This window comes from Azospirillum brasilense, from assembly GCF_005222205.1.
Classification (GTDB): domain Bacteria; phylum Pseudomonadota; class Alphaproteobacteria; order Azospirillales; family Azospirillaceae; genus Azospirillum; species Azospirillum brasilense_G.
In genome coordinates this window covers 377,121-389,978 of the sequence record NZ_CP032348.1, presented here as the reverse complement: position 1 = coordinate 389,978, position 12,858 = coordinate 377,121, and the positions used below count along the sequence as shown (strand labels likewise).

General features: G+C 69.0%; 11 protein-coding genes and 1 pseudogene. 9 read left to right on the top strand and 3 right to left on the bottom strand.

Annotated elements, in window-relative coordinates; genetic code table 11:
- The first annotated feature begins 121 nt into the window (after nucleotides 1-121).
- From D3869_RS27730 to pth, 9 genes and pseudogenes are all read left to right on the top strand, one after another.
- The gene (locus D3869_RS27730) at nucleotides 122-1,825 is read left to right on the top strand and encodes a long-chain-fatty-acid--CoA ligase (RefSeq protein WP_137142914.1); all 1,704 of its coding nucleotides are present in this window, start codon (nucleotides 122-124) and stop codon (nucleotides 1,823-1,825) included.
- 351 nt (nucleotides 1,826-2,176) lie between these two features.
- Nucleotides 2,177-3,163: an ADP-glyceromanno-heptose 6-epimerase gene (gene rfaD, locus D3869_RS27725; RefSeq protein ID WP_137142913.1), complete on the top strand. Its 987-nt coding sequence runs from the start codon at nucleotides 2,177-2,179 to the stop codon at nucleotides 3,161-3,163.
- Nucleotides 3,164-3,236: 73 nt separating this feature from the next.
- Nucleotides 3,237-4,042 (top strand): annotated as a pseudogene (lgt, locus tag D3869_RS27720) (prolipoprotein diacylglyceryl transferase).
- Nucleotides 4,043-4,059: 17 nt separating this feature from the next.
- A complete protein-coding gene (locus tag D3869_RS27715; protein ID WP_137142912.1) occupies nucleotides 4,060-5,202 on the top strand; it encodes a class I SAM-dependent methyltransferase in 1,143 nt (380 codons plus the stop codon).
- Between the two features lie 46 nt (nucleotides 5,203-5,248).
- The gene (pgeF, locus tag D3869_RS27710) at nucleotides 5,249-6,016 is read left to right on the top strand and encodes a peptidoglycan editing factor PgeF (RefSeq protein ID WP_137142911.1); all 768 of its coding nucleotides are present in this window, start codon (nucleotides 5,249-5,251) and stop codon (nucleotides 6,014-6,016) included.
- 119 nt (nucleotides 6,017-6,135) lie between these two features.
- A complete protein-coding gene (locus D3869_RS27705; RefSeq protein WP_137142910.1) occupies nucleotides 6,136-6,615 on the top strand; it encodes a bacteriohemerythrin in 480 nt (159 codons plus the stop codon).
- Nucleotides 6,616-6,814: 199 nt separating this feature from the next.
- Entirely contained in the window at nucleotides 6,815-7,750 is a 936-nt protein-coding gene (locus D3869_RS27700) for a ribose-phosphate pyrophosphokinase (RefSeq protein WP_014199935.1), read from the top strand.
- A 198-nt stretch (nucleotides 7,751-7,948) separates the two neighbouring features.
- Nucleotides 7,949-8,560: a 50S ribosomal protein L25/general stress protein Ctc gene (locus tag D3869_RS27695; protein ID WP_137142909.1), complete on the top strand. Its 612-nt coding sequence runs from the start codon at nucleotides 7,949-7,951 to the stop codon at nucleotides 8,558-8,560.
- 89 nt (nucleotides 8,561-8,649) lie between these two features.
- A complete protein-coding gene (gene pth, locus D3869_RS27690) occupies nucleotides 8,650-9,225 on the top strand; it encodes an aminoacyl-tRNA hydrolase (RefSeq protein ID WP_109469403.1) in 576 nt (191 codons plus the stop codon).
- Nucleotides 9,226-9,231: 6 nt separating this feature from the next.
- On the opposite strand, the gene yjfF is transcribed toward pth, so the two are convergent.
- Genes yjfF through ytfR form a run of 3 tightly spaced genes read right to left on the bottom strand, consistent with a single transcriptional unit; the run spans nucleotide 9,232 to nucleotide 12,828 of the window.
- Nucleotides 9,232-10,209, bottom strand: coding sequence for a galactofuranose ABC transporter, permease protein YjfF (gene yjfF, locus D3869_RS27685; RefSeq protein ID WP_137142908.1), 978 nt, complete (start codon nucleotides 10,207-10,209; stop codon nucleotides 9,232-9,234).
- Nucleotides 10,210-10,213: 4 nt separating this feature from the next.
- Nucleotides 10,214-11,278 carry an ABC transporter permease gene (locus D3869_RS27680; RefSeq protein ID WP_137142907.1) on the bottom strand — a complete coding sequence of 355 codons (1,065 nt, stop codon included), beginning with the start codon at nucleotides 11,276-11,278 and terminating at the stop codon, nucleotides 10,214-10,216.
- Nucleotides 11,275-12,828 (bottom strand): galactofuranose ABC transporter, ATP-binding protein YtfR, encoded by a 1,554-nt coding sequence (ytfR, locus tag D3869_RS27675; RefSeq protein ID WP_137142906.1) that lies wholly within the window; start codon nucleotides 12,826-12,828, stop codon nucleotides 11,275-11,277. Before ytfR ends, D3869_RS27680 begins: the two co-directional genes overlap by 4 nt.
- Between the last annotated feature and the right edge of the window lie 30 nt (nucleotides 12,829-12,858).

Below are 12,858 nucleotides of genomic sequence, written 5' to 3'. Positions count from 1 at the left end.
GTCGCAGGGACCATTTCTCCGGATGACGGGTTACAAAAAGGGCTACAATGCGCCAAAGGCCCGCAAATAAGCCCGAACGGGCACCGGGGCCGAATAAGAACCGAACATGGGAGGGAAAACGATGATGGGGGATGCGGCCCGCAAACTGCCGGACCAGAGCTGGACCCTGGGCTACCCGCCCGACGTCAACTGGAACGCGCCGATTCCAGTGAAACCGCTGACCGCGCTGCTTGAGGACGCGGCGGCCCGTTTCGCCGAGCGTCCCTTCCTGGACTTCATGGGCAAGCGCTCGACCTACGCGGAGGTGGCGCGGATGGTGGACCGCGCCGCCCGCGGATTCCAGGCGATCGGCGTCGGCAAGGGCGTGCGCGTCGGGCTGTTCCTGCCCAACACGCCCTATTACGTGATCTGCTACTTCGCGATCCTGAAGGCCGGCGGGACGGTGGTGAACTTCAACCCCCTCTACGCCGAGCGGGAGCTGCACCACCAGATCACCGACAGCGGCGTCGAGCTGATGGTCACGCTCGACCTCACGGTGCTCTACGGCAAGATGGCGCGGATGCTCGCCGAATCGGGGCTGAAGCGGCTGGTGGTCTGCCCGATGGCCGACATCCTGCCCTTCCCCAAGAACTGGCTATTCCCCATCGTGAAGCGGGCGGAGGTCGCGCGCATCCCCGCCGACGACCGCCACCTGTCCTTCCGCCGGCTCGTCGCCAACGACGGCGCCCCGAAGCCGGTCGCCATCGACCCGATGGATGACGTGGCGGTGCTGCAATACACCGGCGGCACCACCGGCGTGCCGAAGGGCGCGATGCTGACCCACGCCAACCTGTACGCCAACACCGAGCAGTGCAGCCTGTGGTTCGTCGGCGCGCGGCAGGGGGAGGAGCGGATGCTGGGCGTCCTGCCCTTCTTCCACGTCTTCGCCATGACCGTGGTGATGAACTTCAGCATCCGCATCGGGGCGGAGATCGTCATGCTGCCCCGCTTCGAGCTGGATCAGGTGATGGAGACCATCCACACCAAGAAGCCGACGCTGTTCCCCGCGGTGCCGACCATCTACACGGCGATCAACCACCACAAGCATTTGGAGAAATACGACCTCTCCTCGATCCGCTATTGCCTGTCGGGCGGCGCGCCCCTGCCGGTGGAGGTCAAGGAGGCGTTCGAGCGGAACACCGGCTGCGTCCTGGTGGAGGGCTACGGCCTGTCCGAATCCTCTCCCGTTGCCACGGCCAATCCGGTGACCGGGCTGAACAAGGCCGGCTCCATCGGCCTGCCCCTGCCCGGCACGCTGATCGAGATCGTCAGCCTGGAGGAGCCGCGCCGCGTCCTGCCCATCGGCGAGAAGGGCGAGGTGTGCATCCGCGGCCCGCAGGTGATGAAGGGCTATTGGAACAAGCCGTCGGAAACGGCGCTGACCCTGGTGGACGGGCGCCTGCACACCGGCGACGTCGGCTACATGGACGAGGACGGCTACACCCACATCGTCGACCGCATCAAGGACATGATCCTGTGCAGCGGCTTCAACGTCTACCCGCGCAACGTCGAGGAGGCGATCTACCTGCACCCCGCCGTCGCCGAATGCGTGGTCGCCGGCCTGCCCGACGAGTACCGCGGCCAGACGGTGAAGGCCTACATCCGCGTCGACGACGGCAAGACGCTGACGCGGGAAGAGCTGATCGACTTCCTCAAGGACAAGCTCTCCCCCATCGAGATGCCCAAGGCGGTCGAGTTCCGCGGCGAGTTGCCCAAGACGATGATCGGCAAGCTGTCGCGCAAGGCCCTCCTCGACGAGGAGGCGGAGCGGCGGAAGGGCTCGTAAGGCACCGCGTGCCCTTCCGGAACCGCAGGGTGGCCATACGCCCCCAGGGCTCCGAACTTAGCCAGATTTAGGCTCACCCTGCATCGAATAACCCTCTCCCCTCCGGGGAGAGGGTGGCCCGGAGGGCCGGTGAGGGGGAAACGCGGCCGCTTTGCAGGGCTGATCCGGCCTTCGGCCGCCCCCTCATCCTAACCTTCTCCCCAGGGGGGAGAAGGAATGAGCGTCGTCTCGATTGGCGTTGTTAACCTGAGTTCGGAGCCCTGATACGCCCCACCCCACCTTGCGGCCCCGCCCCCCGGACCCTATAAGGACGCTCGTCCTTTCTTTCGGTCCGGCGGCAAGGAAAAGCGCATGATCGTGGTCACCGGTGGGGCCGGTTTCATCGGCTCGAACCTCGTGGCGGCCCTGGCCGCGCGCGGGATCACCAACGTCGCGGTGATCGACCGCTTCGGCGACGGGGAGAAGTGGCAGAATCTCGCCAAGCGGGAACTCGCCACCCTCGTCGCTCCGGAGAACGCGCTCGCCTTCCTCGACCAGCACGCCGCGGAGATCGACGTGATCTTCCACCTCGGCGCCATCTCGGCGACGACGGAACGCGACGTGGACAAGATCGTCGCCAACAACGTGGCGCTGACGCTGGACCTGTGGCGCTGGTCCTCCTGGCGGGGCGCACGGCTGATCTACGCCTCCTCCGCCGCGACCTACGGCGACGGCTCCGCCGGTTTCGACGACGACGGATCGCCGGAGGCGCTGGCGGCCCTGCGCCCGCTCAACGCCTATGGCTGGTCCAAGCATCTGATCGACCGCCGCGTCGCCCGCGTGGTGACGGAGGGCGACATCGTGCCGCCGCAGTGGGCGGGCCTGAAGTTCTTCAACGTCTATGGCCCGAACGAGCGGCACAAGGACGACATGATGAGCGTCGTCGCCAAGCTGCACCCCAAGCTCAAGGCCGGGGAGCCGGCGCGCCTGTTCAAGTCCCACCGCCCGGAGTTCGAGGACGGCGGGCAGCTCCGCGACTTCATCTTCGTGGACGACTGTGTGGCCGTGATGCTCTGGCTGTACGACAACCCGCAGGTCAGCGGGCTGTTCAACGTCGGCACCGGCAAGGCTCGCAGCTTCAAGGATCTGGCGCTCGCCACCTTCTCCGCTCTGGGGCTGGAGCCGCGCGTCGAGTATTTCGACATGCCGGCCGAGCTTCAGGGCAAATACCAGTATTTCACCGAGGCGCGCACCGAACGCCTGCGCGCCGCCGGATTCGACCAGCCCTTCACCGAGCTGGAAGAGGGCGTGCGCCGCTACGTCCAGGATTTCCTGTCGCAGCCCGACCCCTACCGCTGACGGTTCCGCCTCCCCCGTCGACGGGGGAAACGCCGAAACAACAAGCCCAAACAATATAAGGCACCCGCCGCGCATGCTCGCCATCGCCTTCCCCGCCATCGACCCCGTGGCGTTCGAACTCGGGCCGATCGTCATCCGCTGGTACGCGCTGGCCTATCTGGCGGGCTTCGTGCTCGGCTGGCGTTACTGTCTGGCGCTGGCCCGCAGCACGCCGGGCCGCCCCTCGGCGGAGGATTACGACGACTTCCTCACCTGGGCCGTGGTCGGCGTCATCCTGGGCGGGCGCATCGGCTACGTGCTGTTCTACAATCTGCCCTTCTACCTCCAGAATCCGCTCGACGCGCTGATGGTCTGGCACGGCGGCATGTCCTTCCACGGCGGGCTGATCGGCGTGTTGGCCGCGATCCTGCTGTTCTGCTGGAAGCGGGGCCTCTCGCCGCTGGCCTTCGGCGACCTGATCGCGGCGGCGGCCCCCATCGGGCTGTTCTTCGGCCGCATCGCCAACTTCATCAACGGCGAGCTGTACGGCCGCCCGGCGCCCGACGTGCCGTGGGCGGTGGTGTTCCCGCGCGACCCGCTGCAGGTGCCGCGGCACCCCAGCCAGCTCTATGAATCCTTCCTGGAGGGGCGGTGCTGTTCGTCCTGCTGGCCATCCTGGTGCGGATGCCCGCCGTGCGCGGGCGGGCAGGCATGACGGCGGGCATCTTCTTCATCGGCTACGGCCTGTCGCGAATCATCGCGGAGTTCTTCCGCGAGCCGGACGCGCAGCTCGGATTCCTCTACGCCGGGGCGACGATGGGACAACTTCTGTCGGTGCCGATGGTTCTGTTCGGTGTGTGGCTGGTCGCCCAGGCCCGCCGCCGCCCCGCCGCCGTCTGAGGTCGGAAGGTCCCGTCATGAGTGATGCCGCCCCGGACAGCCTCGCCCACCACCTCGCCCGCCGCATCCTGATGGACGGGCCGTTGTCGGTCGCCGCCTTCATGGCGGAGGCGCTGGGGCACCCGCGCTTCGGCTACTACATGCGCCAGGACCCCTTCGGCGTGTCCGGCGACTTCACCACCGCCCCGGAAATCAGCCAGATGTTCGGCGAGCTGGCCGGGCTGTGGTGCGTCGACACCTGGGCGCGGCTGGGCGGCCCCGCCCCCTTCCATCTGGTGGAGCTGGGGCCGGGCCGCGGCACGCTGATGCAGGACGCCCTGCGCGCCGCCGCGCTGGTTCCAGCCTTCCGTGAGGCTGCCCAGGTCCATCTGGTGGAGACCAGCCCGACGCTGCGCGCCCGCCAGAAGGAAACCCTGGCCGGCCATCCGGTCGCTTGGCACGACCGGCTGGAGGATGTGCCCGAAGGCCCGACCCTGATCCTCGCCAACGAGTTCTTCGACGCCCTGCCCATCCGTCAGGTCCAGAAGACCAACCACGGCTGGTTCGAGCGGCTGATCGACATCGACCCCGCCGCGCCCACCGATACGACTTCCGAAACGCCCCGCTTCCGCTTCGTCCTGGAGGCCTTCGGCAGCGCCGGCGCCCGGCTGATTCCAGCAGCCCTGCGCGACGCGCCGGAGGGCAGCGTGGTCGAGGTCTCCCCGGCCTCCCAGGCGGTGGCCCGGCTGATCGGGGAGCGTCTGGCGGCCCATCCCGGAGCGGCTCTGGTCATCGATTACGGCTACCGCGGCGGGCCGGCGGTCGGCGACACCCTCCAGGCGCTGCGCCGCCACGCCTACGCCCCGGTGCTGGACGCGCCGGGCGAAGCCGACCTGACCGCCCATGTGGATTTCGCCGCCATCGCCGCCGCCGCGCGCGACGGCGGGGCGGAGGGCTTCGGGCCGGTGGACCAGGGCGACTGGCTGGCCCGGCTGGGCATCCAGCCGCGCGCCGCCGCGCTGAAGCGCGGCGCCACGACGAAGCAGGCCGCGGACATCGACTCCGCATTGGCCCGCTTGATCGCGCCCGACCAAATGGGCACCCTCTTCAAGGTGTTGGCCCTCGCCTCCCCCGGTCTGGGGCCTCCGGCGGGCTTCGAAAGCCCGGAACCGGCATCTTAGACACTGGCATCCTAACAAGAGATCGCGACAGCAAAGGGACGGGTTCGTGATTACGCTTGGCGCGCTGAACGACATCACCCACATCCGACACGCCTTCTTCACCCGCACCGGCGGCGTGTCGACGGGGCTGTACGCCTCGCTGAACGTCGGCTTCGGCTCCGGGGACGCGCCCGCCGCCGTGGCGGAGAACCGCGCGCGCGCCGCGGCCCGCATGGACGTCCCGCCGGAGCGGCTCGTCACCTGCTATCAGGTGCACAGCCCGACCTGCGTCGCCGTCACCGAGCCCTGGACGCCCGATCAGGCGCCCCACGCCGACGCGATGGCGACCGACCGTCCGGGGATCGCGCTGGGCATCCTCACCGCCGACTGCGCCCCGGTGCTGTTCGCCGACGAGAAGGCCCGCGTCATCGGCGCCGCCCACGCCGGCTGGAAGGGCGCCAAGGGCGGCGTGCTGGAGGCGACCATCGCGCGGATGGAAGAGCTGGGCGCCAAGCGCAACCGCATCGTCGCCGCCATCGGCCCCTGCATCGCCCAGCGCTCCTACGAGGTCGGGCCGGAGTTCCCCGCGCCCTTCCTGTCGGAAGACCCGCGCAACCGCGACTACTTCGCGCCGGCCCGCCGCCCGGACCATTTCCTGTTCGATCTGGCCGGCTACATCACCCGCCGCCTCGGCGACACAGGAGTGGAGATCATCCAGCGCTGCCCCAACGACACGGTGGTCGAGGAGGATCGCTTCTTCAGCTACCGCCGGTCCTGCCTGCGCGGCGAAAAGGACTATGGGCGCGGCCTGTCGGCCATCGTCCTTCAGGGCTGAGCACGACAGAAAAGTTCCCGCCCGAAATTTGTTCTTACCTCTGACTGATTGCGATACGACCTATTTCAGGTAAGATCGATTCTCAAGGGTGAGGGCATTCCGGAGAGGGAGACGCCGGCATGACGATGGACGCGCACCGGGAAGACACGCATCGGAGCGATGGGCGGGGCGGCGACGGGCGAAGCGATTGGCGCAACGCGCGGATGGTGCTCGACAACGGCGGGCTGGACGCCGACCACCGGATGCAGCACGAGCTGATCCGCCGCTTCGTCGCCCTGCCGGGCGAGGAAGCCGGGCGCAAGCCGGCGCTGGCCCTGCTGAACGAGCTGCGTCGCGTCTCCGTCCGCCATTTCCTGCGGGAGGAGCGGGTCCAGGCCTCGATGCGCTACCCGCATCTGGAGGAGCATCGGGCGCAGCACCGCCGGCTGGCCACCCTCCTGGACGACATCATCGGGCAGGTGGACGCCGAGGAGTCGGCCTTCGAATACGGTTATGTGAAGGCCAAGGCGGACGAGCTTCTGCAATTCTGGTTCTTCGACCATTTCGTGAAGGCCGACCTGCCCATGAAATCGCACCTTGCGAAGTTCGCCGTGCGGTGATGCGCAAGCGTCCTGCCGCCACGCTTGCGCCATGCGGGAATCGCAGGGCCGGCTGGCTGCGGCGTCTTGAACCGCCCGTCATGGAACGTTTACATAGGTGCGCCCCTTTGTTATGGTCCGCCGCGTTTTCAAGGGGCGGCGTCGGCAAGGGACTGACGGTCGCACCGGAACCTATTCCCTGCAGAGAGAGCCGACTGCGATGAAGGTGCTTGCCGGCAACAGCAACCGTCCGCTGGCCGAGGCCATCTCCACCTGTCTCGGCGTGCCGCTGACCAAAGCGAGCATCCGCCGTTTTTCGGACATGGAGGTGTTCGTCGAAATCCTGGAGAACGTGCGCGGCGAAGACGTGTTCGTGGTCCAGTCGACGTCATTCCCGGCCAACGACAACCTGATGGAGCTGCTGGTCACCATCGACGCCCTGCGTCGCGGGTCGGCCCGGCGCATCACGGCGGTCCTCCCCTATTACGGCTATGCGCGCCAGGACCGCAAGACCGGCCCGCGCACGCCGATCTCGGCCAAGCTGGTCGCCAATCTGATCACCCAGGCCGGCGCCAACCGCGTGCTGACCATGGACCTGCACGCGGGACAGATCCAGGGCTTCTTCGACATCCCGACCGACAACCTGATGGCCGCCCCGGTGTTCGAGAAGGACATCCGCGCGACCTTCGAGGACATCGGCGAGGTGACGATGGTGTCGCCCGACGTCGGCGGCGTGGTGCGCGCCCGTTCGCTGGCCAAGCGGCTGGACGCCGATCTCGCCATCATCGACAAGCGGCGTGAGCGCGCCGGCGTGTCGGAGGTGATGAACATCATCGGCGACGTCAAGAACCGCCGCTGCATCCTGCTCGACGACATCGTGGATTCGGGCGGCACGCTGTGCAACGCCGCGGTCGCCCTGATGGACGCCGGCGCGAAGTCGGTCCACGCCTATTGCACCCACGGCGTCCTGTCCGGCGGTGCGGTGGCCCGCGTGGCCGTGTCGCCGCTGGAGCAGCTCGTCACCACCGACAGCATCCAGGCGACCGAGGCCGTGCGCGTGTCCCGCAACATCCGCCAGCTCACCATCGCCCCGCTGCTCGCCGACGCGATCACCCGCATCAGCGAGGAGCGTTCGGTGTCGAGCCTGTTCTCGTAACGGCGCCGGACCACACCCGAAAAGCCCTTTCCCTTCGCGGGGGAAGGGCTTTTTTCATGGGCGCCATCTTTTCATAAGGGCCATCCGGGAGTTTCCGGACTCTGTCCTTGACGCCGCGCCCCACATGGCTTAATCACCGCGCCCACGCGTCAGCACCCCTGGAGGCTGGCGCTTTTTTCCGTTCAAGGAGTTCTTCCGATGACGCAGATCGTTCCGCTCAGCGCCGAAGCGCGCGACCGGGCCGGCAAGGGGACCGCCCGCCAGACCCGTCGTGATGGCCGTATCCCGGCCGTGATCTACGGTGGCAAGCAGGCCCCCATCATGATTTCGCTGGAGAAGTTCGCGTTCACCCGCGTTCTGAACCAGGCGGGCTTCTTCACGCACCTGTTCGACGTCACCGTCGATGGCGCCACCCACCGGGTCCTGCCGCGCGACGTGCAGTTCCATCCGGTCACTGACGTCCCGCTGCACGTCGACTTCCTGCGCGTCTCCGCCGAAACCCGCACCACCGTGCAGGTTCCGGTCGAGTTCGTCGACCAGGAGAAGTCGCCGGGCCTGAAGCGCGGCGGCGTGCTGAACATCGTCCGCCACGAGCTGGACGTGACTGTCTCCGCCGGCAACATCCCGGAGCAGATCACGATCTCCTGCGAGGGCTACGACGTCGGCGATTCGATCCACATCTCCGCGGTGAAGCTGCCGGAGGGCGTTGCCTCGACCATCACCGACCGCGACTTCACGATCGCCACGATCGTCGCCCCGTCGGGGCTGAAGTCCGAGGAGGCCGAGGGCGCCGAGGCCGCCGCTTCCTGATCGGAAGCCGCCTTTGGGGTTGCGACAGGGGGCTTCGGCCCCCTGTTTCGTTTCCGGCTTACGCTGTTTCGAAGTGAGGAGAATGCGCCATGCTGCTGCTGGTGGGATTGGGCAACCCTGGCGCCGAATACGCGCGCAACCGGCACAACATCGGCTTCATGGCGGTGGAGGAGATCGCCCGCCGCCACGGCTTCGGCCCTTGGCGCAAGCGCTTCCAGGGCCAGACCGCCGAGGGCACGATCGGCGGCGAAAAGGTGATCGCGCTGGAGCCGCTGACGTTCATGAACCTGTCCGGCCAATCGGTCACCGCGGCCGTCCAGTTCTTCAAGCTGAAGCCCGAGGACGTCGTCGTCATCCATGACGAGCTGGACCTGCCGCCCGGCAAGCTCCGGGTGAAGAAGGGCGGCGGGCATGGCGGGCACAACGGCCTGCGCTCCATCGACGCGCATCTCGGCAAGGAGTATTGGCGCATCCGCCTGGGCATCGGGCATCCGGGCGACAAGGACCGGGTCAGCGGCTATGTGCTGCACGACTTCGCCAAGGCCGAGCAGAGCTGGCTCGACCCGCTGATCGACGCCGTCGCCGACGCCTTCCCGCTGGTCGTGAAGGGGCAGGCGGAGAACTTCATGAACAAGGTCACCCTGGCGACCGCACCCGCCAAGTAAACGGGACTACGCCTCCGCCGGGGCGCCGCCGCGGCCGGTCCAGACCGCCAGCAGGCCCTTCTGCAGCAGGATGAAGACGAACAGCAGGACGCCGATGGCGATCTTCGTCCACCAGCTGCTGAGGCTGCCGTCGAAGGTGATGTAGGTCTGGATCAGTCCCTGGATCAGCACGCCGATGAAGGTGCCGATCACGTAGCCGTAGCCGCCGGTCAGTTGGGTGCCCCCGATCACCACCGCGGTGATGGTGTCCAGTTCCACCCCCGTCGCCGCCAGCGAATAGCCGGCCCCGGTGTAGAGCGAAAAGACGATCCCCGCCAGCCCGGCGAGCAGCCCCGAGAGGGCGTAGACCGCCACCGTGGTGCGCCCCACCGGCACGCCCATCAGCTCCGCCGACTGCCGGTTGCCGCCCAGCGCGTAGAGGTTGGCGCCGAAGCGCGTCCAATGGGCGCAGACCACCGCGGCGACGACCACCCCCAGCATCAGCAGCGCCGGCAGCGTCAGCTTGCCCCCGCCGTCGAAGCGCAGCGCCAGATCGCCCAGCTCGGCGTAGAGCGGGTGGTTGATCGGAATGGAATCGGTGCTCAGCACGAAGCCGAGGCCGCGGGCGACGAACATGCCGGCCAGCGTGACGATGAAGGGCGGCATCTGGAAGACGTGGATCACGGCGCCCATCGCCGCGCCGAAGCCGCCGGCCACCGCCAGCGCCACGGCGAAGGCGGAGAAGGGGTGCCAGCCGCCCTGTTCGATCAGCACGGCCAGCAGCACGGTGGTGAAGCCGATCACCGCCCCCACCGACAGGTCGATGCCGCCCGACAGGATCACGAAGGTCATGCCGACCGCGGTGATGCCGAGAAAGGCGTTGTCGGTCAGCAGGTTGCCGACGACCCGCAGCGAGGCGAAGTTGGGGAACTGCGCGGCGCAGAGCAGGAAGCCGACCACCAGGACGGCGCTGGTCACCAGCAGGGGAAGGAAGCGGTGGATCATGGCGTCACGCTCCCGCGCTCGGGCTTGGGCTCTCGGGCTTGGCCCGTGGCGGTGTCGGCGGCCGGACCGGCGGCTGGGCGGGCCGGTGGCCGGCCGGGCGAGGCAGGAACAGCGTCAGGGTCGGCGACTGCAGCAGCAGGACCACCATCAGGACGCCCGCCTTGACGATCAGGTTGAACTCCGGCTTGAAGCCGCTCAGCAGGATGCCCGTGTTCATCGCTTGGATGGTCAGCGCGCCCACCACCGACAGCAGCAGCCCGAACCGCCCGCCGAGCAGGGAGGTGCCGCCGACCACCACCGCCAGGATGGCGTCCAGCTCCAGCCACAGGCCGGCGTTGTTGGCGTCGGCGCCGCGGATGTCGGCGGCGACCACCAGACCGGCGACCGAGGCGCACAGGCCGCACCAGACATAGACGGCGATCAGCACGACCGGCGTGTTGACGCCAGCCCCGGCGCTGGACAGCCGGTTGACCCCGACCGCCTCGATCATCAGCCCCAGCGCGGTCATCCGGACCAGCAGCGCGGTCACCCCCAGCAGGACGGCGGTGATGACCACCGGCATCGGCACCGTCAGGAAGGACCCGCTGCCGATGAAGGCGAGGCCGGGGCTGGTGAAGGTGACGATCTGCCCCTCGGTGACCAGTTGGGCGATGCCGCGGCCGGCGACCATCAGGATCAGGGTGGCAACGATCGGCTGGATGCGCAGGACCGCCACCAGAAGCCCGTTCCACAGGCCGCAGAGCAGGCCGGCCGCCAGCGATGCCGCCAGCACCGGGGCGAGCCCCCAGCCCGCTTGGGTCAGGGTGGCGGCGACCGCGCCGGAGATCGCCATCACCGCGCCCACCGACAGGTCGACGCCGCGGGTGGCGATGACCATGGTCATGCCGATGGCGAGCAGCGCCACCGGGGCGCCGCGGTTCAGCACGTCGATCAGGCTGCCGAACAGCCGGCCGTCCTGCAGCCGGATGGAAAAGAAATCGGGGAAGAGCAGCCAGTTGGCCAGCAGCACGGCGGCCAGCGCGCCGTATTGCGGCAGGTTGCGCGACGGGCCGGGGGCCGGCCGCGTCATGGGCGCGGCTCCCCGGCCACGGCCGGTTCCGACGCGATGGCGGCGACGATGCGGTCCACGGCGACCTCCCCTCCCCTCAGCTCCGCGACATGGCGGCGGTCGCGCAGCACGACGACGCGGCGGCTGTAGGCGACGATCTCCTCCAGCTCGGACGAGACGACCAGAAGGGCCATGCCGTCGGCGCATAGCCGCTCGATCAGGCGGATGATCTCGGCGTGGGCGCCCACGTCGATGCCGCGCGTCGGCTCGTCGAGGATCAGCAGGCGCGGCTCGGTCGCCAGCCAGCGGGCCAGCAGCGCCTTCTGCTGGTTGCCGCCGGACAGGAGCTGGATCGGCTGCTCCGCGTGCGGCGTGCGGATGTCGAGCAGCCGGATGAAGCGGTCGGCGATCTCCTCCTGACGGCGGCGCGGGATCGGCCTCAGCCAGCCCTGCCGCGCCTGGAGCGCCAGGATGATGTTCTCGCGCACCGACAGCGCGCCGACGATGCCCTCCTTCTTGCGGTCCTCCGGGCAGAAGCCGAAGCCGAGCCGGATGGCGTCGCGCGGCCCGCGCAGCCGCACCGCTTGGCCGTCCACCGCCACCTCGCCCCGGTCGGCGCGGTCCATGCCGAAGACCAGCCGCGCCGTCTCCGTCCGGCCGGAGCCGAGCAGCCCGGCGAGCCCCACCACTTCGCCGGGGCGGATGGCGAGGTCGAAGGGCTCGACGCTGCGCGCCTTGCCGTAGCCGCGGAAGCGGACCAGCGGCGGCCGGGCGTCCTCATCCCCCTCATCGTCCGGCGGGGCGATGCGGTGGGCCGCCGCCTCCAGCTCCCGCCCCAGCATCATGGCGACGAGGTCGAGGCGCGGCAGCTCGGCGGTGCGCCGCTCCCCGACCAGGCGGCCGTTGCGCAGCACGGTGATGCGGTCGCACAGCGCATAGACCTGATCGAGGAAATGGGTGACGAAGACGATGCCGATCCCGCGCGAGCGCAGGGTCCGCATCACCTTGAAGAGGACCGCCACCTCCTGCGCGTCCAGGCTGGCGGTCGGCTCGTCGAGGATCAGCACCTTGGCCGACATGTCCACCGCGCGGGCGATGGCGACGATCTGCTGCGTCGCCACCGAGAAGCGGCCGAGCGGCGCCGTCACGTCGAGGGACAGGCCGTAGGGGATCAGCACCGCCCGCGCCCGCCGCCGCATGGCGCCGCGGTCGACCAGACCGAAGCGCATGGGCTGCCGGCCGAGGAACAGGTTCTCCACCACCGACAGGTTCGGCAGCAGGTTCACCTCCTGGTAGACGGTGCCGATGTGCAGGCGCTGCGCCTCCTCCACGCCGCGGGGGGCGATCGCCCGCCCCTCCAGCGTTACGGTGCCGGCGTCGCGCTGGTAGACGCCGGTCAGCGTCTTGATCAGCGTCGACTTGCCGGCGCCGTTTTCGCCGAGCAGCGCATGGATCTCGCCGTGGCGCACGGTGAAATCCACGCCGTCGAGCGCCTGGACGCCCAGGAAGGCCTTGGACAGGCCGCGGATCGCCAGCAGCGGCGGGGACGCGGTGGGGGTGGGGTCCGTCATGCGGGGGGCCTCGCCGGCGGTGCCGTGGGA

Excerpts from the sequence above, each read along its gene's own strand:
- D3869_RS27730 (WP_137142914.1), top strand. The coding sequence starts at position 122 with ATGATGGGGGATGCGGCCCGCAAACTGCCGGACCAGAGCTGGACCCTG.
- ytfR (WP_137142906.1), bottom strand. The coding sequence starts at position 12,828 with ATGACGGACCCCACCCCCACCGCGTCCCCGCCGCTGCTGGCGATCCGC.
- rfaD (WP_137142913.1), top strand. The coding sequence starts at position 2,177 with ATGATCGTGGTCACCGGTGGGGCCGGTTTCATCGGCTCGAACCTCGTG.
- D3869_RS27695 (WP_137142909.1), top strand. The coding sequence starts at position 7,949 with ATGACGCAGATCGTTCCGCTCAGCGCCGAAGCGCGCGACCGGGCCGGC.
- pth (WP_109469403.1), top strand. The coding sequence starts at position 8,650 with ATGCTGCTGCTGGTGGGATTGGGCAACCCTGGCGCCGAATACGCGCGC.
- D3869_RS27705 (WP_137142910.1), top strand. The coding sequence starts at position 6,136 with ATGACGATGGACGCGCACCGGGAAGACACGCATCGGAGCGATGGGCGG.
- D3869_RS27715 (WP_137142912.1), top strand. The coding sequence starts at position 4,060 with ATGAGTGATGCCGCCCCGGACAGCCTCGCCCACCACCTCGCCCGCCGC.
- yjfF (WP_137142908.1), bottom strand. The coding sequence starts at position 10,209 with ATGATCCACCGCTTCCTTCCCCTGCTGGTGACCAGCGCCGTCCTGGTG.
- D3869_RS27680 (WP_137142907.1), bottom strand. The coding sequence starts at position 11,278 with ATGACGCGGCCGGCCCCCGGCCCGTCGCGCAACCTGCCGCAATACGGC.
- D3869_RS27700 (WP_014199935.1), top strand. The coding sequence starts at position 6,815 with ATGAAGGTGCTTGCCGGCAACAGCAACCGTCCGCTGGCCGAGGCCATC.